Consider the following 22,259-nt stretch of genomic DNA (forward strand, 5'->3'; position numbering starts at 1 on the left):
GCTATTTTTTCATTTTTCACAAAATCAAAGTATAGCTAAGTTACTATTAAAAAGCTATTTATTTCTCTTTCGTTTGAAGAATTCCTGAATAATTTGTGAAGATTCTTGCTCTAAAAGTCCGAATGATATTTGGGTTTTTGGATGAAGCTGTGCACCCATTGCTCTATATCCTCTTTGTGGATCCTCACTAGAGCATACTATTTTTGAAATTTGACTCCAATATAAAGCTCCTGCACACATTTGACATGGTTCTAAGGTTATATAAAGTGTACAGTTTTTTAAATATTTAGCCCCAAGGTAATTTGCAGCAGAACTTATAGCTTGCATTTCTGCATGAGCAGTAACATCATGTAGTAATTCCGTTAAATTATGGGTCTTAGCTATAATCTGATTATTTGCTACAATTACTGCTCCAACTGGAATTTCTCCTTGTTCTGCAGCAATTTTAGCTTGATTTATAGCAATTTGCATATAGTATTGGTCGTTTAAGATATCCATAATGATTGGTTTATATTATTATAGGTTCAAAAGTAAAAACAAAATTGTAATTTTGTTTTAATATATAGCAAACAATGTCCCAAATTATGTTAGAACAGATAAATGACCCAAGTGATTTGAAACAGCTTTCTTTTGAGCAGTTACAAGAGGTAGCTCAGCAAATAAGAAGATTCATCATTGATATAGTTGCAACTAAAGAAGGTCATTTAGGCGCAAGTTTAGGAGTAGTAGAGCTGACAATTGCTTTACATTATGTTTTCAATACTCCAGAAGATATATTGATTTGGGATGTAGGTCACCAGGCCTATGGCCATAAATTGCTAACAGGTAGAAGAAACGTTTTCCATACCAATAGACAAAAAGATGGGATTAGCGGTTTTCCTAAACCTAGTGAAAGTATTTATGATGGGTTTGGCGTTGGCCATTCCTCGACTTCTATATCTGCTGCCCTTGGGATGGCAATTGCCTCTAATTTAAAAGGAGAAATAAACAAAGAACATATCGCTATTATAGGTGATGCTTCTATTGCATCTGGCATGGCTTTTGAAGGCCTGAATCACGCTGGAGTAAGCAATGCTAATATATTGGTTATTCTCAATGATAATGCAATTGGTATAGACCCAAGTGTTGGAGCATTAAAGGATTATTTAACTAAAGTCAAGCTAGGGGAGAATCCAAAGGTGAACAATATGATTAAGAGTTTAAACTTTGATTATAGCGGACCAATAGATGGGCACGATTTACCTAAAGTAATTAGTGAATTAGAGAGGTTAAAGAAAAAGAAAGGGCCGAGGTTCTTGCACTTAGTAACCACTAAGGGAAAAGGTTTAAAACAAGCCGAACTAGATCAAGTTAAATACCATGCTCCAGGTAAGTTTGATAGCCAAACAGGAGAGTTAATTGTAAAAAAAGAAAAGGAGTTTCCTGCAAAATACCAAGATGTTTTTGGCCATACATTAGTTGAATTAGCTAAGATAAATCCAAACATTGTAGGTATTACAGCAGCAATGCCGACTGGGAGTTCTATGAAATTCCTTATGGATGCTATACCTGAGAGGGGAATTGATGTAGGTATTGCAGAACAGCATGCTGTTACCTTAGCTGCTGGAATGGCTACCCAGGGAATGATTCCTTTTGTAGCTATTTATTCTACTTTTTTACAAAGAGCTTATGATCAGGTTATACACGATGTTGCTATACAAAACTTACCAGTTGTGTTTTGTTTAGATCGCGCCGGTTTGGTAGGAGAAGATGGACCGACACATCATGGAGTGTTTGATATTGCTTATTTAAATTGTATACCCAATATGAGTATAGCTGCTCCATTAAATGAATTAGAATTAAGAAATTTAATTTTTTATGCACAAAGTGGAATTAGTGGTCCTTTAGCAATTCGTTATCCAAGAGGTAAGGGAGTAATGGAGCAAGATTGGCAGAGAGAATTTCAGTCAATAACGCCGGGGCAAGTAGCACAGTTAGAGAAAGGTAGTGACTTTGCTATATTGAGTACAGGTAGTATTGGTAACAATGTAATAGAGGCATTTAAGCAAAAAAACAATAATATGTGGTCTCATTATCATTTTATGTTTATAAAGCCTTTAAATGTTGAAAAATTACATTTAATTTGCCAAACTTATTCAGAGCTTGTTACTTTTGAAGATGGCTGTGAGATTGGTGGGTTCGGAAGCAGTATTGCTAGTTTTGTAGCCCAGCATTATCCACACATAAGCATGCGAATTATAGGAATAAAGGATGAATTCATTGAACATGCAACCGTTTTAGAACAACAAAAGCATTGTAAAATAGATATACAAAGTATTGTGTCATTAATTAATTTAGAAGAGAATTGAAAAGGTTTATTATTTTTACATTAAATATTTCCACCTGTTTATTCGGAGTTTGTGCTTTTGCTCAAAATTCTGTTTCTAACAAAACACCCTTGCAGCAAGTTAGCCAAGATTCTTTGGCTCAACGTCCAATCGCAGATCAACAAGGTACTCAGGTAAATCCATTTAACTCTTTAATGCGTTTTACTCCCCCTAAAGATTATAGCCCAGGTTTAGGTGCTAATAATTCTAGTGATGTGGATGCGCCTTACTTTAAGCCAGAGATTTTTGTAAAACAAAGTAAACCTAAGTTTTCTAAGATTGAAATAAAGTACGATCCGACTAAAAATTTACATGTGTTACCTCTAAATAATGAAATAGTTGGTTATTGGGAAGGTAAGAATTTGATTGGTTTAGATTTCAATCAGATTGCTTTTGTGAATTGGAGTTCAGGAGGGGATAACTCTATTTCAGGACTTTTAAAGGCAGATTTAAGTCGTAAATATATCAAAGGTAGATTAATATGGGATAATCGCTTAAATGTGCGATATGGAGTAAATAAGCAAAGTGATAGAGAGCTTCGTAAGAGTGAGGATGTATTTGAATTCAACTCTACTTTTGGATATAAAAGTACTGTGGTTTCTGATTGGTATTATGTTGCTAAGCTAAATTTCAAAACGCAGTTAACAGACGGGTTCAATTATCCAAATACCGATGAGCCAGTTTCTAGATGGTTTGCACCAGCATATTTATTTGTCGGGATTGGAGCCGAGTACATAGCACCAAAGAGTGGTATGAAGTTTTATTTATCACCAATTACCTACAAGGCTACTTTTGTGAGTGATCAACGACTTGCTGATCAAGGATCTTTTGGTGTGGATAAAGCTGTCTTAGATGAATTTGGAAATATTATCAAGCACGGTCAAAGATATAGAGCAGAACTAGGTTTTTTATTAAGTACAGAATGGAGAAAAGAGATTCTTAAGAATATTGTTTTCGAAAATAAATTAAGTCTTTATAGCGATTATGTGAACCGATTTGGAAATGTAGATGTTGCTTGGGAGATGAAACTTGATTTAAAAGTTAATAATTATGTTCGTGCAAACATTGGTACCAACTTAGTATATGACGATAGTATAAAAACCAATGTAGATGTGGATGGTGAACAGGTAATGAAAGGACCAAGAGTACAGTTTAAACAAGTTTTAGGTGTAGGTTTAGTATATACTTTTTAATGATCTAATAGATGGTATTTAAAATTAAAATGGCGTTTTTGTTGTGTTGTTTAAGCTTTGTATCCATGCAGGCCAAACAGTATAATTTGTTACCTGTGGATCCCAGTACAGCAGATAGCCTTACTATAGATACTAAATATAGAGAAGATCAATTTTACTTTGGTCTTACTCACACCCTAATGCAAAGTAAACCGGATGGATTTTCTCCATATTCTTTTTCTTTAGGAATGAATGTTGGTTTTTTAAGGGATATGCCTATTAATAAGGATAGAACACTGTCTATAGCTCCAGGTTTTGGTTTTTCCTATAATAACCTAAGGAGTAATCTAGGATTGAGTCCCCAGAAAGAACATATTATATTAGATAAGTATAAAAAGAATTCCCTTTCCCTTCATTATTTAGATTTTCCTATTGAATTTCGATGGAGAAACTCCACAGCTGAAAGTCATAAATTCTGGCGTGTATATCTAGGTTTTAAAGCTAGCTACTTACTTAGTAATAGAAGTAAAACCAGTACAGATGATTACTCTGTTATTCTAAGAAATGATCCAAATATTAGAAAATGGCAATTTGGACTATATGGTTCAATGGGCTTTAATACATGGAATTTTTATGTGTATTATGGCCTTAATGAAATTTATAAAAAGGATGTTTTAGTAGACGATCCTCAAAGAATGCGCGTATTGAATCTAGGTTTGATGTTTTATATTTTATAATATAAAGCTTACTATTCCTATAAAATAAGCCAATAAAATACTATAAGCATTGTCTGTTTTTTCTAGTAGACTTTTACAGGCCAAGAGGCTTGTTAAGAGAATAAAGAAGATAAACAACATGAGTAAAGGTTGGTAAAATTGTAAACTAATATAGAATACATATCCTATAAGATTAGCGCCCAAACAAATGCCTAAATGTACTTTTTGTCCACTTATAAAAAAGGCCATTACTAAGATGTAAGTATATAATAATGCTTTAAAATAGACTAATAGGGCATGAGGGTAAGTTGGATTGAAAATCCAAAAGTACGCCCAAAGTAAAGCCAAAGTCGATAAGAAATAGTACAAAAATGTCCTTGAGCTTTGTTTAAGCTTTCTGTTTTTATAGCGAATATTAGTAATAAGTAATCGCATTAAAAAGGGCAATACTAGGGTAGTTAAAACCACCTGAAGTAGATGAATCCCTATTTCAAGATCTTGAAAATATCCCCTAGCACAATAGAAATAGATTAAAGTAGCGTAAAAGGGTTGTAATAATGGATGGTAAAGGCCATGTATTAGTGCCAGAAATCGCTGCATAACCTATTAAATACGTTTACGCATTCTCGCCACTGGAATATCTAATTGCTCTCTATATTTAGCTATAGTTCTACGAGCAATAGGGTATCCTTTTTCTTTTAATATCTCCGCTAACTTATCATCCGGGTAAGGTTTGCTTTTATCCTCTTCTTGAATAATATTTTCTAAGATATTTTTTATTTCAATAGTAGAAACCTCTTCCCCTTGGTCGTTTATCATCGCTTCAGAAAAGAAATTTTTAATCAGTTTGGTACCATAAGGTGTTTCAACATATTTACTATTTGCAACCCTAGAAATAGTCGATATATCTAAGGATATAATATCGGCAATGTCCTTTAGAATCATTGGCCTTAATTTTGTTTCATCTCCTGTTAAGAAATAATCCTTTTGATAATCCATTATGGCGTGCATAGTATAGTACAAGGTGTCTTGACGCTGTTTAATAGCATCAATGAACCATTTAGCCCCATCTAGTTTTTGTTTGATGAATTGTACTGCATTCTTCTGGTCATTTGAAGCTAGGTTACTCTCTTTATAGGATTGTAACATTTCTTGGTACTCTTTGGAAACGTGAAGTTCTGGTGCATTTCGTCCATTTAAACTTAATTCCAATTCATTCTCGACTATTTTGATGGTAAAATCAGGAACGATATGTTCTATGATTTTAGTGTTTTCACTATAAGCACTACCTGGTTTAGGATTCAATTTTTCGATTTCATCAATACTACTTCTTAGCTGTTCCTTGCTTATAGAATATTTTTGCAATAATTTATCGTAATGCTTTTTAGTAAAAGCATCAAATGAATTTTCTATAATATCTATAGCTAGAGTAATAGCATCAGTAGGAGTTTTATTTACTAGTTGTAATAAAAGACATTCTTGTAAATCTCTTGCGCCTACTCCAAATGGCTCCAATTGATGTATGATAGTTAAGATACGAGAAACAGTTTGCTCATCGGTGTAGATACCTTGAGTAAAAGCCAAATCATCTACTATATCTTGAATGTCTCTTCTTAAATAGCCCATGTCATCTATACTACCAACTAAAAACTGTGCAATAAGCCTGTCTTGTTCACTTAAAGTAAAAGTATTAAGCTGGTTGGATAAATCCTGATGGAAACTATCAAAAGCGATTATTGGAGCTTGGTACTCCTCGTCATCTTTACTATAGTTATTGGCTTGAAGCTTGTAATCTGGAGTCTCATCATCGCTTAAATATTCATCGATATTGATATCATCTGCTTGAATATGCTCATTATCATACTGATCGTAGTCTTCTAAATAATCCTCCTCTGTAGTAGTTTGTTCCGACTCCTTGCCTGTTTCCAAGGCAGGATTTTCAATCAATTCTTCTTTAAGCCTTTGTTCAAATGCCAAGGTAGGCAATTGAATAAGTTTCATCAATTGGATTTGTTGAGGTGATAGTTTCTGGGATAATTTAAGTTGGAGACTCTGTTTAAGCATGGAATAAGTTTTGGCGAAAAAAAAATGTTTACTTTAAAACATTTCTCTTTCCAAAATTAAGAAAAAAATGTGATAAAGTAAACATTTAATATCTGCTCAGTATTGTTTAGAACTCCGCATTATTTGGGGTTCTAGGAAATGGTATAACATCTCTGATGTTTGTCATCCCAGTAACAAATAATACTAGTCTTTCAAAACCTAATCCGAAACCACTATGAGGTGCTGTTCCGAATTTACGAGTATCTAAATACCAAGAAAGTTCTTTTTTGTCAATTCCCATTTTCTCGATTTTCTCTAATAGAACATCGTATCTTTCTTCTCTCTCAGAACCTCCTACAATTTCACCAATTCCAGGGAAAAGTACATCCATTGCTCTTACTGTTTTACCATCGTCATTTAATCTCATGTAAAATGCTTTGATATCTGCAGGGTAATCAAAAAGAATTACTGGACATTTGAAGTGTTTTTCTACTAAGAATCTCTCATGCTCACTTTGAAGGTCAATTCCCCATTCATCTACAGGGTATTTGAATTTCTTATTCTTATTAGGCTTAGAGTTCTTTAAAATATCGATTGCCTCTGTATAGCTAACACGTTTAAAGTTATTTTCTACAACAAAGTTTAATTTTTCTAGTAAAGACATGTCGCTTCGTTGAGCTTGTGGCTTACTTTTCTCTTCGTCTTTTAAACGTTGCTCTAAGAACTGTAAGTCATCTTGACATTTGTCTAATGTATAACTAATCACATATTTAATAAAGTCTTCTGCAAGATCCATGTCTTCATCTAACTTAATAAAAGCTACTTCTGGTTCAATCATCCAGAATTCAGCTAAGTGACGAGATGTATTTGAGTTTTCTGCACGGAAAGTAGGACCAAAAGTATATACTGAACCTAAAGCCATTGCATATGTTTCTGCTTCTAATTGTCCTGAAACAGTTAAGTTAGTTGTTTTTCCGAAGAAATCTTGTGAATAATCTACTTTACCTTGTTCGTCTTTAGGTAAGTTATTCATATCTAAGTTAGTAACACGAAACATTTCTCCTGCTCCTTCTGCATCTGAACCAGTAATAATTGGGGCATTAAAGTAGAAGAAACCATTCTCTTGGAAGTATTTATGTACAGCAAAAGAAAGGGTACTACGCACACGCATAATAGCACCGAAAACATTCGTTCTAATCCTTAAATGAGCATTATCACGTAAAAATTCTAAAGAGTGTTTTTTAGGTTGAATTGGGTACTCCTCTGGATTAGCCTCTCCATACACTTTTAATTTATTTACTTGTATTTCAACATTTTGTCCTGCTCCTTGGCTTTCAACTAATGTACCAGTGATGGATAATGCTGCTCCTGTATGAATTTTTTTCAATAAATCAGCTGGAAATTTATCTAAATCAAGTACACATTGTATATTTTTAATTGTAGATCCATCATTCAAGGCAATAAATTGATTGTTTCTAAAGGTTTTTACCCATCCTTTAGCTTTGACTTCATGCAATAGGTTTTTACCTGTTAGAAGATCGATAATTTTCGTGTGTTTCATTGTGAATTATAATTTAGTCTGTGTATCTATGCGTTTAAAAAAACAAAATACACGCAAATTTAATAAAAATCTCTTGATATAAGAAAAGTATTGTTTCCTTGCGATAAAGATTGTGTAATAAAAAAGCTAACTTTTTTAGCCTAAGGGTAAAGATAAATACTTCCTTAGGTGAATATTATAAAGTTTAGCATGGATTCTTTGTTAGAGGATTTTTATTTTATGGCTTTTCTAGGCCTATTTATTTGTGTAGTCCTTTTGGATAATGGCAAAAATTAAAACATAAAAAAATCCGCTTTAAAGCGGATTTTAATTAAACCTTCATAATCTCTGCATCTTTAACAGAGAAGATTTCGTCTATCTTTTTTACATAAGCGTCTGTAAGTTTTTGAATTCTTTCTTCAGCTAATTTGCAAATATCTTCAGAAGTACCATTTTTTTCTTCTTTTTTGATATCATTATTTGCATCCTTACGAGCGTTACGAATAACAATTTTAGCATCGTCTGCTTCCGTTTTAGCTTGTTTAGAAAGCTCTTTACGTCTCTCTTCTGTCAATGCTGGGATGTTTATAATGATATTATCTCCATTGTTCATAGGGTTTAAACCTAAGTTTGCAATTAAGATTGCTTTTTCAATTGGTTGTAACATCGCTTTCTCCCATGGAGTAACAGATAAAGTCCTTGCATCTGCAGCGTTTACGTTAGCTACTTGAGAAAGTGGTGTTTGAGAACCGTAATAATCTACAAAAACAGAACCTAGCATTTGTGGTGATGCTTTTCCTGCACGAATGTTTAAAAGTGTTCTTTCTAAATGTGCAATTCCATTATCCATCGATTCTTTTGCACTGTCGATAATAAGCTCTAGTTCTTCTGTCATAGTGTTATTAATTAATGTTTACAGATACAGTTGTACCAACGTTATCATGTCCTTGGCAAACTTTTAATAAATTCTCTTCTTTGTTCATATCAAATACAACAATTGGTAAGTCATTTTCTCTACTTAGAGTAAATGCTGTTGTATCCATTACGTTTAACCCTTTTGTTAATACATCTGCGAAAGAAATTTTTTCATATTTGATTGCAGTAGGATCTTTTTCAGGATCTGCTGAATAAACACCGTCTACTCTTGTACCTTTTAAGATAACATCAGCGTTAATCTCAACTCCTCTTAAAACAGCTGCAGTATCTGTAGTAAAGTATGGGTTTCCTGTTCCTGCTCCAAAAATTACAATACGTCCTTTTTCTAAGTGACGAACTGCTCTTCTTTTGATGTAAGGTTCAGCTACTGCTTCGATTTTTAAAGCAGTTTGTAATCTAGTTTGCATTCCAGCTGCTTCAAGAGCTCCTTGTAATGCCATACCATTAATTACCGTTGCTAACATTCCCATATAATCACCTTGTACACGGTCCATTCCTACGTTAGCACCTGCTACACCTCTAAAAATATTTCCACCTCCAATTACAATGGCAATTTCAACGCCTAAGTCGTGAATTTTTTTAACGTCTTGTGCATAGCTAGCCAATTTTTTTGGATCTATACCATATTGTTGATCACCCATTAGAGCTTCTCCACTCAATTTTAGTAGAATTCTTTTGTATTTCATCGAGATTATATTTTAAAAGTTTTGCAAATATAGATATAATAAAGTACTATGAAATAGCTTTTAGCAATTTATCTTTATTTGTTAGGTAACTCTCCTTGGTATGGGTATAGCCTAGTTCATAGATTTGTTCCATTTTTAATTTACTGGTTTCAAAAGTAGTAAAGTTAGAAAGTTCCTGTGGTTCGATTAGCCAATTACATAGAACAGCTTGTTGGTCGTAATTGGCTCTACTCATTAATTCAAAGGCTCTTAGGGTTACTTCCTTAATGTTTTTTAATTCTTTGGTCAGTTCCTTTTGAAAAGGGCAAGCATTGACGCCAATTAAATAATCACAATCGTGTTTAATAATGTCGGTGGGAAAGTTATTTAAAATTCCTCCATCACTATAGAGATTTTGTCCAATATTTATTGGAGAGAAAATTCCTGGAAAAGCGCAAGAGGCCAATATTGCTTGGGTAATTTTGGTTTGGGGTTCAAATATGTGTAAAGTTCCTTTGTTTATATCCGTAGCTGTGATGTAAGTAGGGATAGGAAGATCACTTAATGTTTTATTTTTAAAAATATGATAGAGGTATTTTTCAAAAGCATAAGCATCCATTAAGCCTGGTTTACTAAAGGTAAAATGAGACCAATTGAAGATATTTATCGATTGGAAAAAGCTTAGTATTTCTTGGGATGGCATACCAATAGAGTATAAGCAGCCAATCATAGCTCCTGCACTTGTACCAGAGATCACTTCTGGTTTTATTTGTAGTTCTTCAAAAAATTTTAATACGCCTGCATGAGCTAATCCTTTATGGCCCCCTCCTGAAAGCGCAAGTCCAATGCTTTTGTTTTTCATTTTAAACTAAGTTTAAGGATTGATAAAATATCTTACCTTTGATAGATGTTTAATCTAAAATTAAGGAAAATGAAGCACATTAGCTTAGATTTAATAGAGAAAAGTATAAAATATTCTGCATTTCGAGATTTAATAACCAATGCATTGGAAAATGACCCTTCTGTTTTGGAATTAAGTGAAGATTATTTGCAATATGCCATTTTGAATCAAACTCGCGTTAAGCGTTTGGATAAAACCTTAAAAGTACTACCGGAAGTTAAAGAACAACTGGAGCATCTTAGTAAAGATTTTATTTGGTTAGTAATCACCGAGAGCTGGTGTGGTGATGCAGCACAGATTTTGCCTATGATTCATAAAATGAGTGAATGTAGTGCGCATATTAGTCTTAAAATTTTATTCAGAGATCAAAACTTGGAATTAATGGATGCTTTTTTAACTAATGGGGCAAGGGCAATTCCTAAATTAATTGTGTTAGATAAAAAAAGTTTAGAGGTCTTGGCTTCTTGGGGGCCACGTCCAAAACTTGCTCAAGATGTGGTTGTAGCCTATAAACAAGAGCACGGGGTGTTTGACTCTCAGGGTGGTACCGAACTACAGTTATGGTATACTAAAGATAAAGGTGTTGAAATTCAAAAAGAGATTGCGGCTCTAATGCAGACCCTAAATAAATAATTCTAGGTTAAAGCTTGGGGATGCTGTTTTTTAGTTTACTCAAGAAAAAGGTTTGTTAGCATAATTTCTTAATGCTTAATACATGTTTTATGCTATTTTTACTTTTAATAATTAGTCAACTATAACAAGTGAGATTTTTCTATTTAATAAAAATTCTATTAGGATTAAGCTTTTTAATTTGCTGTAAAAATTCCATGGAATCAATAGCAGATAATAAACGTTCAAAATCCTTTTCTGTTAACTACTGTGAGTTAGTAGAGAAAGAGTCCCTTTTAGAGGATAAGGCAGTTTCATTACGGGTAACGGCTAAACAAAAAAGTGGAGTCATTTACAATGGAGAAATTTTTTTTAAAGGAGATATTGGAGCAGGCTATGTCAATAATAATGTGAAAGATTCCATATTTATTCATGTTCGCCGCTCTATCAGTCTAGGTTTTATTGGAGTTGATCTCAATGGAAATAAGTATCAAGTTCTTATTCAGAGTAATTAATATACAAAAAAGGCTGTCTTTTAAAGACAGCCTTTTTTGTATGTATAAGTTGTAAACCTTATTCCTGTAATGGAGTACTTTGTAAAATTTCTTTTTCAAAATCTTCTATGTTCCACGCATTATCTACATCGTAAAGACCTATCTTGGTTCTTCTTAATGCAGTTAAATGTGCTCCGCTTTGTAGAGATTTCCCTATGTCAAAAGCTAGTGAACGAATATAGGTTCCCTTTGAGCAGTCTACTTTGAAATCTATAGTAGGTAGGTCTATTTTAGTAAACTCTAAATCAGCAATATTAATTAATCTGCTTTGGATTTCTACTTGTTCTCCTTTTCTAGCATGTTCATAAAGACGTTTACCATCTTTTTTTAAAGCGGAGAAAATTGGTGGAACTTGTTGAATATCCCCAATATAACTTAAACGAACTTGCTCAATATTCTCTTGGGTGATGTGTTGAGTCTCAAAAGTTTGATCAATCTGAGTTTCTAAATCATAGGATGGTGTAGTTGCACCTATAAAAATACTACCTGTATATTGTTTTTGTTGGCCTTGTAACTCAGAAATAGACTTTGTCATTTTTCCGGTACAAATTAAAAGTAATCCTGTGGCTAGTGGATCTAAAGTTCCAGCATGTCCAACTTTTATTTTCTTTAAATTGTATTGCTTTTTAATTAGCCATTTCACTTTGTTAACCACTTGGAAGGAAGACCAGTTAAGTGGTTTGTCTATTAGTAAAACCTGGCCGTTTTCAAAGGCTTCTTTTGTAAATTGAGTCATTATGCTTTAATGTATCCGAAGTAAATTAATAAAATAATACCAACAATAATTCTATAGTAACCCCATGGTTTAAAACCATATTTACTAATAATGTTGATAAAAAACTTTATAGCAAAAATTGAAACGATAAATGCAATTAGGTTTCCTAGTAAAAACATATTCATGTTTTGTTGGTTTTCCAACAAAAGTTCATATCCAATTTTTCCAGATTCGTATTTTTTTATTGCTATAGAATAAACAGTTACTGCTAACATTGTAGGAACTGCTAAGAAAAAGGAGAATTCTGCAGCTAATTTTCTGGTTAGCCCTTGTTGCATTCCCCCAATAATAGATGCAGCTGATCTACTTGTTCCTGGCATCATGGCTAAACATTGCCAGAATCCAATTGTAATAGCCTGTTTGATTGAGATATCTTTCTCATGATGTGTTTTGGGATTTTTAAACCATTTATCGACAAATAAAAGGACGATTCCTCCTACAATCAACATGATTGCAATGTAAATTGTTTTACCTAAAACTGCGTCAATTTTTTCATCTAAAAGCTTACCAAAAAATAAGGCTGGTATAACTGCTAGAAATAGTTTTAAAAAGAAATTTATACGGGTAAAATCTAGGAATTTTCTCCAATATAATACAACAACTGCTAGGATTGCACCAAACTGAATAGCTGTTTGGAAAAGTTTGACAAAGTCATCATTTTGAATATTGTAGTACGAGCTAACAAAAATCATGTGAGCTGTTGAAGATACCGGAAGGTATTCAGTTAATCCTTCTACAATTGCAAGAAGAATTGCTTGTATTAAATCCATTTATTGAATGTTATAGTTGTTTACTTTTTGAAAATAGCATAGATAGCTGTAGCTATTCCAATGAAAAATACTGTAGGAGCTAATCGAATTCTTCTAAAGCTATAGATTTGCTCATTGAACTGAGTAGGATCATCATTAGAAGCCCCTGCCATTAAAATAAAGCTTAATGCAATTAGTGCTAGTGCTATAAATAAGATATAATAGTTTTTCTTTTTAAAAAGAAGTTCTTTTTGAGGTGTGTTTTTCATAATGTAAGCTTAGTAAAGTTCATCAGATTTTAGATTTAAAAATCGTTGGGTTGCAAAAAAGGTACTAATTGAAGTGATAATAATACCGATTAAAAACAAGCCAAGGCAAACAATAGCCAAAGGCATATAATCTTCTTTTGGATTAATGTCTAAATCAGGAAATTTGTTGTCGATATAAAAGTACAAACCAGTTAAGGTTATAATAGCCAATAATGAGCCGATACAACCTAATTTTATACTATGTCTGATAAAAGGTCTTCGAATAAAGTTTTTAGTAGCTCCAACCATTTGCATTGTTTTAATGGTAAATCTGCTAGAGTAAATAAGTAGTCGCAAAGAGCTGTTTATTAGTAGCATGGAAATAAAAGCTAACACTGCTGTTAATATTAAAACCCACTTAGTGATTACTTTTATATTTTCATTTACAAGACTAACTAAGTCTTTGTCATAGGAAACCTGAGATACACCACTTGCTTTTAAAAAGGTATCTTCAATTTTCTGAATACTATCTGTTTGCACATAATCTCCTACTAAATAAATATCGAAAGAGTCTTGTAAAGGGTTAAAGCCAAGAAATTCAAGAAAGTTTTCTCCTAAGTCTTCTTGATGTTGCGTAGCAGCATCCTCTTTAGAGACATATTTATACTCTTTAATATAAGGAAGGCTTTCTAAGTTTTTGTCGAATTCCTTTACTGATTTGTCTGTTGCTTTTTTATCGAAAAAGACAGTCATTGGAATAGTTTCTCTAAAATTATTAGATATTTTTTGAGAATTTATTACAAATAAGCCTAAGCTTCCTAGTAAGAAAAGAACAAGGAAAATACTAAATATTACCGAGAAATAAGAGGTTATTAATTTTCTCTTTTGATATTTTTCGTATGAACTAGCCATAGTGAGTGTTATTTTAAAGGTGTAAAAATAGCAAACAAAAATGTTTTTAAAGGATTATAAGCATTAAAGTTTTCTAATTGTTAGAAATATAGTTTATTTTTGCCTTTAAGGCGTGGTTTTTAAATAAGAATTGCGCGATGTGAATTTATTGTAAAATCTATTTATAAAAGTAGTATGAAGTATAATCCGAATGAAATTGAAGCCAAATGGCAGAAATTTTGGAGTGAGAACCAGACCTTTAAAACCGACAATGTTTCGGATAAACCAAAATATTATGTGCTCGACATGTTTCCTTATCCTTCAGGAGCAGGACTCCATGTAGGACATCCGCTTGGATATATCGCCTCTGATATTTTTTCACGTTATAAACGTCACCAAGGTTTTAATGTCCTTCACCCACAAGGATATGATAGTTTCGGATTGCCAGCAGAACAATATGCTATTCAAACAGGACAACACCCTGCAATTACCACTCAAGAGAATATTGCTAGATATCGTGAGCAATTAGATCGTATTGGATTTTCTTTTGACTGGGATAGAGAAGTGCGTACTTCTGATGCTGATTACTACAAACATACACAGTGGATTTTTATACAATTGTTTAATGCTTGGTTTAATTTAGATAAGAATAAAGCGGAAGATATTTCGACGCTTATCCAAGAGTTTGAGCAAAACGGAAACACTAAGGTGAATGCTGTTTGTCAAGACGATATTTCAAGCTTTAGCGCACAAGAATGGAATGCGTTTACGGATAAAGAAAAGCAAGAAGTTCTTTTACAGTATAGAATGACTTATTTGGCGGAAACAGAAGTGAACTGGTGTCCAGCACTAGGTACAGTTTTGGCCAATGATGAAATTAAAGATGGACTTTCTGAAAGAGGTGGACATCCTGTTGTTCGCAAAAAGATGATGCAATGGAGTATGCGAATCGCTGCTTACGCAGATAGACTATTAGAAGGATTAAATGATATTGACTGGACAGAGAGTTTAAAAGAAAGTCAAAGAAACTGGATAGGTAAAAGTGTTGGTGCTTCCGTTGTTTTCAATGTTAAGGACTCTAATGACACTATTGAAGTCTTTACTACTAGACCAGAAACTATCTTTGGGGTGACTTTTATGACTTTAGCTCCTGAGCATGAATTAGTAGAGAAAATAACTACTGCAGAACAAAAAGAACAAGTACAACAATATGTTGAAGCTACTTCTAAGCGTAGTGAAAGAGAGCGTATGGCAGATGTTAAAACTATCTCTGGAGTTTTTACAGGAGCTTATGCTGAACACCCGTTTACAAAGGAGCCTGTTCAAATTTGGATTGGAGATTATGTGTTAGCTGGTTATGGTACAGGTGCAGTAATGGCCGTTCCTTCTGGAGATACTAGAGACTATGCTTTTGCTAAGCATTTTGACATTCCTATTATTAATGTTTTTGATAAAGATATTTCAGAACAAGCCTATAGTGAGAAAACAGGTTTTAAATTAATAAACTCTGATTTTTTAAATGGGATGTCTTTTGAAGATGGTGTTGCAAAGGCTATTGAAGAGTTAGAGAAGATTAATCATGGTAAAGGGAAAGTAAATTACCGTTTACGTGATGCAGTGTTCTCAAGACAAAGATATTGGGGAGAACCTTTCCCTGTATATTACCAAGATGGTTTACCTCAGATGATCGATAAGGAATTTTTGCCAATTGTTTTACCAGAGGTGGAAAAATATTTACCAACTTCTGATGGACAACCTCCTTTAGGTAATGCCAAACAATGGGCTTGGGATACTGTAGCAAATAAAGTAGTAGCTACGGATTTGATTGATAATAAAACAGTCTTTCCTTTAGAGTTGAATACTATGCCAGGTTGGGCTGGTTCTTCTTGGTATTGGATGCGTTATATGGATGCAGATAATAAGGAAGAGTTTGCAAGTAAAGAAGCTTTAGATTACTGGAGAGAGGTAGATCTATATATAGGAGGGAATGAGCATGCAACAGGACACTTATTATATAGTAGATTTTGGAATAAGTTTCTTAAGGATTTAGGTTATGCTCCTACAGAGGAACCTTTCAAGAAGCTTATTAATCAAGGAATGATTTTAGGTACGTCTGCTTTTGTATATAGAATTGAAGGGACAAATACCTTTATATCTAAGGATATGATTACAGATCAGAAAGTACAACAATTATATGTGTATGTTGGTTATGTAAATTCTTCTTCAGAATTAGACACAGATAGCTTTAAGGCATGGAGACCTGATTATGCAGATGCGGAATTTATTTTAAATGATCAAGGAAAGTATATCGTTGGACACGAAGTAGAGAAGATGTCAAAGTCTTATTTCAACGTAGTTAATCCAGATGATATCTGTAATGAGTATGGTGCAGATACCCTTCGTTTGTATGAAATGTTTTTAGGACCTTTGGAGCAAGCTAAGCCATGGAATACAGCTGGTATTTCAGGTGTGGCAGGGTTCTTGAAAAAGTTATGGAGACTATATGCAGATGACAATGGAGTAATTGTAAATGATGACAAGCCAACTCCTGAGATGTACAAGACTTTACATAAGACAATCAAGAAAGTAATCGAGGATATTGAAGGTTTCTCTTTTAATACTTCTGTTTCTCAGTTTATGATCTGTGTAAATGAGCTTAGTCAGCAAAAATGCCATAACCGTGATATTTTAGAGCCATTGGCAATTTTAGTATCGCCATATGCTCCACATATAGCAGAGGAGCTATGGTCTATGTTAGGGCATACAGAATCTATCTCATTGGCAAAGTTCCCTGAATTTAACCAAGAATATTTAGTGGAGAGTTCTAAGGAGTATCCAGTTTCTTTCAATGGGAAGATGCGATTCAAAATTGAATTAGCATTAGATTTGACTTCTGAGCAAATCCAAGAAATTGTATTGGCAGATGAGAGAACAATAGCTCAGTTGGCAGGTAAGCAACCTAAGAAGATAATTATTATTCCAGGAAAAATTATCAACTTAGTAGGATAGATTTTTTAGGATAGTAAATTTAGATAATTAAAAAACGCTTGTTGAAAAGTATGCATACTTTCAACAAGCGTTTTTTTTTTTAGAACAAAAAACTCTAACGGTAGAAGATTAGAATTACTTTCCAGGTCTTATTATAAAGGAGTTTGGAAAGTCTATTTTTATAATTTGCATATGCTTTTCAGCTTCTAATCTAGTTTTGAAATTCCCTACCATTACTTTATATGAAGGTGCGCTATATATTATAGTAGCATCCAAGTTAGGGTAAGCTAATCTAAATTTTTGTAAGGCCTCTTGGGCTGCTGTATTCTTTCCATAAAAAACTTGGATTTTGTATTTGTCATTTGTTATGGTGGATGAATTATGAGTCTTTTTATAATCAAGCAAATTTGTAACTGCTGAAGGCTCATTTATGTGTGCATTTTTTTCCTGACCATAGAATGTAGTAATGCTAAAAACTACGGTAGTATACGCTAATAAAACTCTTAAAATTCTCATAATGAAATGTATTTTGTGTAAAATTACAATTATTCTGTAATATCAGGCAAAAAGGTTTTATTTAGAATGGGTATAAATTAGATTTAAAGGGCAGTAAAGGTTTTAAGAGTAAGGCATAAATTGTATTTTTGTCGGAGTTTGTAAATAAGGTGTATAAGATAGCGGTCTAATTGGCTGTTAAATAAGACCAAATTTAGTTGAAAATCATTTTATAACTATGAAAAAAGTGGGTAACCATAATTCGTTTTCAAAGATTTTATTCTTTTGTTTAGCGTTAATGCTATCGTTTACGACAATTTCGTCTGCGCAAGATGCAGTAAAAGGTAAGGAATTGTTTAATTCTAACTGTGCCGCATGTCACAAGTTAGATGGTGCTGCTACTGGACCGGCTCTTCGTGGAGTTGTTGATCATCACGATGGAGACGTAGAATGGCTGCATAAATGGATTAAAAGTAGCTCTTCTTTGATTAAGTCAGGGGATGCAAGAGCTGTGAAACTGTTTGAGGAGTGGAACAAAGTTGTTATGAATGACTTCCCGGCGTTGTCGGATGAGGACATTGATAACATCTTAGCATATACTTCTTTACCAAAAGCTGAGCCAAAAGCGGGAGCAGTAAGTGGAGCACAAGCGCAAAATGGAGGGAATTCTGATGGAGTTTCTAACGTTATTGTGTTAGGTGCTTTAGTTGTTGTTTTACTGTTATTGGTTACAATGTTATTCTTTGTACGTAAAGTATTGAATAGAATTGTTGAAGCTAATGGATTAACACCAGAGATTGAAAAAACTATGCCATTATGTAAGGCTTTTATTAAGAATCAGTTCTTAGTAATCGTTTCTGTAATTGTTATGGTTTTAGTAGGGTCTTATTTTGCATTTGGGTATTTAATGCAAGTTGGAGTTGATCAAGGGTATGAACCAGTTCAACCAATCCATTTCTCGCATAAAATTCACGCTGGTGACAACGGTATTGATTGTAAATACTGTCACTCTGCTGCACGTACAAGTAAAACTTCAGGTATTCCTTCATTAAATGTTTGTATGAACTGTCATGAGAACATTAGTGAGTTTACAGGGGTAGAAGGTAAAGATTATGGTGTTTATACTCCAGATTTTTATACTGCTGAAATCCAGAAGTTATACGAGGCTGTTGGATGGGATGTTGCAACTCAGAAGTACACTGGGAATGTTAAGCCAGTTAAATGGGTTAGAATTCACAATTTACCTGATTTCGCTTACTACAATCACTCACAACACGTAAATGTTGCAGGATTAGAGTGTCAAACTTGTCACGGACCTGTTGAGGAAATGGAAATCGTTAGACAATATTCTCCATTAACAATGGGATGGTGTATCGATTGTCATAGAAAGACAGATGTGAAATTGCAGGATAATGAGTACTATGCTAAAATTCACCAAGAATTATCTGAGAAATACGGTGTTGAGAAATTAACTGTAGCTCAAATGGGTGGATTAGAGTGTGGAAAATGTCACTATTAATATAATTAATTAAAGAATAAGAAGCTAATATATATATACAATGGCATCAAACAAAAAATACTGGAAAAGTGTTGAAGAGCTGAACGAAAATAGTTCTATTGTTGAGACGCTAAGAAACAATGAGTTTGTTGATCAGATTCCAACAGATGAGTTTCTTGGTGATAAAGACGCTTTGTCTTCGTCTTCTACTACTCGTCGAGACTTTTTGAAATATGTAGGTTTCTCAACTGCTGCAGCTACATTAGCAGCATGTGAGGGTCCTGTTGTAAAAGCTATCCCGTATGTTGTGCAACCAGAGGAAATTATCCCTGGGGTTGCGGATTACTATGCTACTACAATAGCAGACGGATTTGATTTTGTGAATGTTTTAATTAAAACACGCGAAGGACGTCCAATTAAAGTTGAAAATAATAGATTAAGTGGTGCTTACTCAGGTGCTAATGCTCGTGTAAATGCTTCAGTTTTATCTTTATATGATAGTCTACGTTTAAAAGGACCAAAGATCGACGGAGAAGCCGCTTCTTGGGACGAGGTAGATGCTAAAGTTAGAGCTAGTTTACAAGATGCTAAAGCTAAAGGTGGTAATGTTGTATTATTAACTAATACAATGGCTAGTCCTTCAACGGATAAGATTATCGCTGAGTTTTTAGCTCAAAACCCTACTGCTAAGCAAGTTGTTTATGATGCTGTATCAAGTTCAGCTGCATTAGACGCTTACCAAAAAGCTTACGGTACTAGAGGTTTAGCTGATTATGACTTCGGTAAAGCAGACGTGATTGTAGCTGTAGGAGCTGATATTTTGTCAGATTGGCAAGGTGGAGGTTATGATGCTGCTTACTCACAAGGACGTATTCCTAAAAATGGAAAGATGTCTAAGCATATTCAAATGGAAGCTAATATGTCTTTAGCAGGAGCTAATGCAGATGTTAGAATTCCTTTGACTGTTGCAGAGCAAAAAGCTGCTTTAATCAAATTATATAACGCTGTTACAGGTTCTTCAGTTAAGGCTGCTGCTACATCTCAAGATGAGAAAATTGCAAAAGCTGCTCAGCAATTAAAAGCTGCTGGATCTAAAGGTGTTGTTGTTACAGGTTTAGAAGATGAGAATGCTCAGTTAGTTGTTTTTGCAATTAATGAGGCTTTAAAATCTCAAGCATTCTTACCAGAGCAAACAAAATTTGTTAGACAAGGTAACGCTAAAGAAGTAAGTCAATTAATTAAAGATATGAATGCTGGTAAAGTACATACTTTAATTATGAGTGGTGTTAACCCAGTTTATACTTTAGCAAACAGTGCTGATTTCGTAAGCGGATTAGGGAAAGTAAATACTTCTGTTGCATTTTCATTAAAAGAAGATGAAACAGCTTTACATTCTACTGTTGCTGCTGCTGCTCCTCATTACTTAGAATCATGGGGTGATGTAATGATCAAAAAAGGACATTATTCGGTTACTCAACCAACTATTCGTCCATTATTTGATACACGTCAGTTCCAAGATGCTATGTTATTATGGACAAATAATAATACTTCTTACTACGATTACGTAAAAGCTGTTGGTGCTAATATCGCTTCAGGTTTAACTTGGAATAAATTAGTTCACGATGGTTTTGCTTTAGTAGACACGCCAAGTAAAGTAAGTTCTTCAATAGATCTTTCTTCTGCTGCGACTGCTTTAAGTAATAGCAAAAACGTAGATGGAATGGAGTTAGTTTTCTATACTAAAGTTGGTATGGGAGATGGACAACAAGCAAATAACCCTTGGTTACAAGAGTTTCCAGACCCAATCTCAAGAGTTTCATGGGATAACTACGTTACTGTTTCTAGAAAAGATGCAGAGAACTTAGGTATTAAAAACTACCATGTTGCTAACGGAGGTTTAAACGGAAGCTATGTTACTTTAACAGTTAATGGAGTTACTTTAGAAAATGTACCTGCATTAATTCAACCAGGACAAGCGCCTAATACTGTAGGTTTAGCTTTTGGTTATGGAAAACAAGCTGGATTAAAAGAGGAAATGCAAGTTGGTGTTAATGCTTATGCGTTATACAATAACTTCGATGGTGTACAATCTGTTACTGTTGAAAAAAGCTCTGGAGATCACGAATTTGCATGTGTTCAGTTACAAAATACATTAATGTCTAGAAGTGATATCTTAAAAGATACTACTTTAGATATTTACAATACAGAAGATCCTTTAAAATGGAATATTCCTGCTGTTGTTTCTTACGATCACCAAGAGGTGAAAGCAAATACAATTGATATTTGGGAATCTTTTGACCGTTCAGTAGGACATCACTTTAACCTTTCTATCGACTTAAATGCTTGTACTGGATGTGGGGCTTGTGTTATTGCATGTCACGCTGAAAACAACGTTCCAGTTGTTGGTAAAGATGAGATCCGTAGAAGTAGAGATATGCACTGGTTACGTATCGATAGATACTATTCATCAGAAGATACTTTCGCTGCTGATTATCAAAAGAAAAAGGATGCAACTGGTTTTGGAGAATACCGCGAGGCTTTCCAAGAATTGGAGCACCCAGCTGATAACCCACAAGTTGCTTTCCAACCTGTAATGTGTCAGCACTGTAACCACGCTCCTTGTGAGACTGTGTGTCCGGTAGCTGCAACTTCTCATGGTCGTCAAGGACAAAACCAAATGGCTTATAACCGTTGTGTTGGTACTAGATACTGTGCTAACAACTGTCCTTACAAAGTAAGACGTTTTAACTGGTTCTTATATTCTCAAAATGATGCATTTGATTTCAATATGAATGACGATTTAGGTCGTATGGTATTAAATCCAGATGTTGTAGTTCGTTCAAGAGGAGTTATGGAGAAATGTTCTCTATGTATCCAAATGACTCAAGCTACTATTTTGAAAGCTAAAAACGAAGGTAGAGCTGTACGCCCTAATGAATTCCAAACTGCTTGTTCTGCTGCTTGTTCTAGTGGAGCGATGGTTTTCGGAGATGTTAATGATAAAGAATCTGACGTAACTGAGTTAGCAGAATCTAATCGTGCATACCATTTATTAGAGCACATTGGTACTAAACCAAACGTATTCTATCACGTGAAGGTTAAAAACGTGTAAT

19 protein-coding genes are annotated in these 22,259 nt (G+C 33.9%); 8 read left to right on the forward strand and 11 right to left on the reverse strand.

Annotated elements, in window-relative coordinates; genetic code table 11:
• Positions 1 to 54 precede the first annotated feature (54 nt).
• Positions 55 to 498, reverse strand: coding sequence for a nucleoside deaminase (locus tag ACYSNM_RS01305; RefSeq protein ID WP_461755305.1), 444 nt, complete (start codon positions 496 to 498; stop codon positions 55 to 57).
• Positions 499 to 572: 74 nt separating this feature from the next.
• Between ACYSNM_RS01305 and ACYSNM_RS01310 the strand changes: the two genes are divergently transcribed.
• The 3 genes from ACYSNM_RS01310 to ACYSNM_RS01320 all read left to right on the forward strand — a co-directional run bounded on the left by ACYSNM_RS01310 (position 573) and on the right by ACYSNM_RS01320 (position 4,275).
• The gene (locus ACYSNM_RS01310) at positions 573 to 2,348 is read left to right on the forward strand and encodes a 1-deoxy-D-xylulose-5-phosphate synthase (RefSeq protein ID WP_461755306.1); all 1,776 of its coding nucleotides are present in this window, start codon (positions 573 to 575) and stop codon (positions 2,346 to 2,348) included.
• Positions 2,345 to 3,559: a DUF3078 domain-containing protein gene (locus ACYSNM_RS01315; RefSeq protein WP_461755307.1), complete on the forward strand. Its 1,215-nt coding sequence runs from the start codon at positions 2,345 to 2,347 to the stop codon at positions 3,557 to 3,559. The genes ACYSNM_RS01310 and ACYSNM_RS01315 overlap by 4 nt, the downstream gene beginning before the upstream one ends.
• 65 nt (positions 3,560 to 3,624) lie before the next feature.
• Entirely contained in the window at positions 3,625 to 4,275 is a 651-nt protein-coding gene (locus tag ACYSNM_RS01320; protein WP_461755308.1) for a porin family protein, read from the forward strand.
• 585 nt (positions 4,276 to 4,860) lie between these two features.
• On the opposite strand, the gene rpoN is transcribed toward ACYSNM_RS01320, so the two are convergent.
• The 5 genes from rpoN to ACYSNM_RS01345 all read right to left on the reverse strand — a co-directional run bounded on the left by rpoN (position 4,861) and on the right by ACYSNM_RS01345 (position 10,300).
• Positions 4,861 to 6,318 (reverse strand): RNA polymerase factor sigma-54, encoded by a 1,458-nt coding sequence (rpoN, locus tag ACYSNM_RS01325; RefSeq protein ID WP_461755309.1) that lies wholly within the window; start codon positions 6,316 to 6,318, stop codon positions 4,861 to 4,863.
• Positions 6,319 to 6,424: 106 nt separating this feature from the next.
• Positions 6,425 to 7,858 carry an asparagine--tRNA ligase gene (gene asnS, locus ACYSNM_RS01330; RefSeq protein ID WP_461755310.1) on the reverse strand — a complete coding sequence of 478 codons (1,434 nt, stop codon included), beginning with the start codon at positions 7,856 to 7,858 and terminating at the stop codon, positions 6,425 to 6,427.
• A gap of 310 nt (positions 7,859 to 8,168) precedes the next feature.
• Complete coding sequence (gene frr, locus ACYSNM_RS01335; RefSeq protein ID WP_461755311.1) at positions 8,169 to 8,732, reverse strand: ribosome recycling factor; 564 nt, start codon at positions 8,730 to 8,732, stop codon at positions 8,169 to 8,171.
• Between the two features lie 7 nt (positions 8,733 to 8,739).
• Positions 8,740 to 9,459 (reverse strand): UMP kinase, encoded by a 720-nt coding sequence (pyrH, locus tag ACYSNM_RS01340; protein ID WP_461752926.1) that lies wholly within the window; start codon positions 9,457 to 9,459, stop codon positions 8,740 to 8,742.
• A 46-nt stretch (positions 9,460 to 9,505) separates the two neighbouring features.
• On the reverse strand, positions 9,506 to 10,300 hold the full coding sequence (locus tag ACYSNM_RS01345) for a patatin-like phospholipase family protein (protein WP_461755312.1): 795 nt from the start codon (positions 10,298 to 10,300) through the stop codon (positions 9,506 to 9,508).
• A 69-nt stretch (positions 10,301 to 10,369) separates the two neighbouring features.
• On the opposite strand from ACYSNM_RS01345, the gene ACYSNM_RS01350 reads away from it, so the two are divergent.
• A complete protein-coding gene (locus ACYSNM_RS01350; protein WP_461755313.1) occupies positions 10,370 to 10,972 on the forward strand; it encodes a thioredoxin family protein in 603 nt (200 codons plus the stop codon).
• Between the two features lie 194 nt (positions 10,973 to 11,166).
• Entirely contained in the window at positions 11,167 to 11,463 is a 297-nt protein-coding gene (locus ACYSNM_RS01355; protein ID WP_461755314.1) for a hypothetical protein, read from the forward strand.
• Between the two features lie 58 nt (positions 11,464 to 11,521).
• Here ACYSNM_RS01355 and truB read toward each other — a convergent pair whose 3' ends face one another.
• The 4 genes from truB to ACYSNM_RS01375 are packed head-to-tail and all read right to left on the reverse strand — an operon-like array spanning position 11,522 to position 14,186.
• On the reverse strand, positions 11,522 to 12,238 hold the full coding sequence (truB, locus tag ACYSNM_RS01360) for a tRNA pseudouridine(55) synthase TruB (protein ID WP_461755315.1): 717 nt from the start codon (positions 12,236 to 12,238) through the stop codon (positions 11,522 to 11,524).
• Positions 12,238 to 13,047 (reverse strand): undecaprenyl-diphosphate phosphatase, encoded by an 810-nt coding sequence (locus ACYSNM_RS01365; protein WP_461755316.1) that lies wholly within the window; start codon positions 13,045 to 13,047, stop codon positions 12,238 to 12,240. Before ACYSNM_RS01365 ends, truB begins: the two co-directional genes overlap by 1 nt.
• A gap of 20 nt (positions 13,048 to 13,067) precedes the next feature.
• Entirely contained in the window at positions 13,068 to 13,295 is a 228-nt protein-coding gene (locus ACYSNM_RS01370) for a DUF3098 domain-containing protein (RefSeq protein WP_461752932.1), read from the reverse strand.
• Positions 13,296 to 13,304: 9 nt separating this feature from the next.
• Positions 13,305 to 14,186 (reverse strand): cell division protein FtsX, encoded by an 882-nt coding sequence (locus ACYSNM_RS01375; protein WP_461755317.1) that lies wholly within the window; start codon positions 14,184 to 14,186, stop codon positions 13,305 to 13,307.
• Positions 14,187 to 14,360: 174 nt separating this feature from the next.
• On the opposite strand from ACYSNM_RS01375, the gene leuS reads away from it, so the two are divergent.
• Positions 14,361 to 17,174, forward strand: a complete 2,814-nt coding sequence (gene leuS, locus ACYSNM_RS01380) for a leucine--tRNA ligase (protein ID WP_461755318.1) — start codon at positions 14,361 to 14,363, stop codon at positions 17,172 to 17,174.
• A gap of 114 nt (positions 17,175 to 17,288) precedes the next feature.
• Here leuS and ACYSNM_RS01385 read toward each other — a convergent pair whose 3' ends face one another.
• Entirely contained in the window at positions 17,289 to 17,669 is a 381-nt protein-coding gene (locus tag ACYSNM_RS01385; RefSeq protein WP_461755319.1) for an SPOR domain-containing protein, read from the reverse strand.
• A gap of 217 nt (positions 17,670 to 17,886) precedes the next feature.
• On the opposite strand from ACYSNM_RS01385, the gene ACYSNM_RS01390 reads away from it, so the two are divergent.
• Positions 17,887 to 19,167, forward strand: coding sequence for a cytochrome c3 family protein (locus ACYSNM_RS01390; protein WP_461755320.1), 1,281 nt, complete (start codon positions 17,887 to 17,889; stop codon positions 19,165 to 19,167).
• A 40-nt stretch (positions 19,168 to 19,207) separates the two neighbouring features.
• Positions 19,208 to 22,258, forward strand: coding sequence for a TAT-variant-translocated molybdopterin oxidoreductase (locus ACYSNM_RS01395; RefSeq protein ID WP_461755321.1), 3,051 nt, complete (start codon positions 19,208 to 19,210; stop codon positions 22,256 to 22,258).
• The last annotated feature ends 1 nt before the right edge of the window (position 22,259 follow it).

It is taken from the genome of Myroides sp. LJL116 (assembly GCF_054871685.1).